Annotated in this window: 3 protein-coding genes; all 3 read left to right on the forward strand. The window is 61.2% G+C overall.

Annotated features, from left to right (window positions below; translation table 11 throughout):
- On the forward strand, nucleotides 1-244 hold a 244-nt coding region (locus ACGYLD_RS17290), incomplete at its 5' end, for a winged helix-turn-helix transcriptional regulator (RefSeq protein ID WP_394403355.1).
- Between the two features lie 259 nt (nucleotides 245-503).
- Complete coding sequence (locus ACGYLD_RS17295; protein ID WP_394403357.1) at nucleotides 504-626, forward strand: hypothetical protein; 123 nt, start codon at nucleotides 504-506, stop codon at nucleotides 624-626.
- A gap of 104 nt (nucleotides 627-730) precedes the next feature.
- Nucleotides 731-1,741, forward strand: a complete 1,011-nt coding sequence (locus ACGYLD_RS17300; protein ID WP_394403359.1) for a zinc-dependent alcohol dehydrogenase family protein — start codon at nucleotides 731-733, stop codon at nucleotides 1,739-1,741.
- Nucleotides 1,742-1,997 lie beyond the last annotated feature (256 nt).

Below are 1,997 nucleotides of genomic sequence, written 5' to 3' on the forward strand. Positions count from 1 at the left end.
ATGGAAAACCCATGTGATCTACGTGTTAGGCGATCAGCGTGCCTGCCGCTTCGGTGTGTTGCGACGCCAGATCACCGGCATCTCTCCCAAGGTGCTGACCACCCGCCTGCGGGAGTTGGAAGCCGATGGGCTGGTTTGGCGCAAACAGGAGAATACCATTCCGCCCAAGGTGACCTACGGGCTAACTGAGAAAGGCCTTGCCGTGCATGCGGTGCTGAAGGAGCTTGAAAGGATTAAAGTCTAAGTGCGCTCCAAAAAACGGATTAAATCGGGTCAATAAATCTATCAAAACCCTTAGCAACGGGGATCGCGGCAACTTTTGAGTTGGCACTTATTGGTGCTTTCGGCCCTGACCTGCCGTTCAATCCCTTGCCGATCGCCGCGGTGCAGCTTCACTAGACCGGCCATTCGTCCATCGCGCAGCATCATCGGAGGATGAAGGTCGGCAGGGCGGACTTTGCTGACCTTCGATGAACGGCAGATAGGTTAGAGCATCGCAACAGATGCTACTGGTCCCTCGCAAGAGCCGCAATCGAGACCATCTGGCCCCGCAGGTGCGCGCCTTCATCGACTGGACCCTCGAGCTTTTCCGCATGACCGAGGACCAACTGATTGGCCGCCCATGAAGCTTACGGCGCAACGTCCAAATGCTGCGGCCCCGTCGGCCCGGCAGGTCGACCACTGCGGTAAGGCTCGGTATGGTTGCATCCGGCAGATACGGAGAGAAAAAATGACCGAAACCAAGGATCGCGTCGTGCGGGTTCACGCCATCGGCGGCCCAGAAGTGCTGCACATCGACCATATCCCGGTCGAGGCGCCCGGCCCCGGCGAGATCGGCATCCAGGTCTCTGCGATCGGCCTGAACCGCGCCGACGTCATGTTCCGCCGCAACAATTATATCGAGAAGGCGGAACTGCCCTCGCGCCTCGGCTTCGAGGCCTCTGGCCGGGTGACGGGGCTTGGCGAAGGCGTCGGCGGTTTCCAAAGCGGCGACAGGGTTTGCGTCGTGCCCGGTGCGCCGCTCGGGGAACATGGCACCTGCGCCGACTGGGTCAATGTTCCGGCCTCACGTATCCTGCCTTGCCCGGAAGGGCTCGACGACGCAGAGGCCGCCGCACTCTGGATGTCCTATGTCACGCCCTACGGCGCGCTGATTGAGATCTGCCGGATCCGCGCAGGCCAGCACGTGCTGATCACCGCGGCAAACAGCACGGTGGGGCTGGCTGCAATCCAGATTGCCCGCACGGTCGGAGCCTACCCGATCGCGACCGTCCTGAGCGAAAGCCTGCGCCAGCCGGTGCTGGAGGCCGGGGCCGAAGCGGTGATCGTGATGGAAAGTGAAGACCTGGCCCAAGGCCTCGCCCGGGCTGCTCCGGATGGCATCGACGCCGCCTTCGATGCTGTCGGCGGCCCTCAGGTCGCACAGATCGCCGAAGCGATGCGCCCGCGTGGAACCATCGTCATCCACGGCGCGCTGAGCCCCGACCAGACGCCTTTCCCGCTGAAGCTCGCTCTGCGCAAGAACCTGTCTCTGCGTGGCTATTACTACACCGAGGTGACCGACGATTCGGAGGCCCTGAGCCGGGCGCAGGACTTCCTCAACAAGGGCATCGCCGCAGGTCATGTGGTTCCGAAAATCGATCGCAGCTTCGCGTTGGAGGATATCGCCGAGGCCCATGCCTATCTGGAAAGCGGGCGACATTTGGGGAAAGTCGTGGTCCTGACTCAGGCGGGGAACTAAGAATTCTCTTGGCGGCTTGAGTGCTAACCTCACTTTCTGCAATTGCATTCACCGCGCTGTTTCTGGGTGTCCGCAAAGGGCTCAAAGAAGACGTTAGCTGCAGCGAGCACCAAGGTCTCCTAGGCGGACAAAGCGCCATTTTGCTGCGGCTGCGCAAATGGCTGCTTTAGGCCTGGCGCACCAATAGAACATTGCAGCAGGACACGTCGGTTAATCCGTATAGCTTCGGCAGGCATCGACCCCTACGGCTGTCGAG

It is taken from the genome of Sulfitobacter sp. 1A12056 (genome assembly GCF_043558125.1).
Taxonomy (GTDB): Bacteria; Pseudomonadota; Alphaproteobacteria; order Rhodobacterales; family Rhodobacteraceae; genus Sulfitobacter; species Sulfitobacter faviae.

Bases quoted from the DNA above. Each gene is read 5' to 3' on its own strand.
- ACGYLD_RS17295 (WP_394403357.1), top strand. From the start codon at position 504: ATGCTACTGGTCCCTCGCAAGAGCCGCAATCGAGACCATCTGGCCCCG.
- ACGYLD_RS17300 (WP_394403359.1), top strand. From the start codon at position 731: ATGACCGAAACCAAGGATCGCGTCGTGCGGGTTCACGCCATCGGCGGC.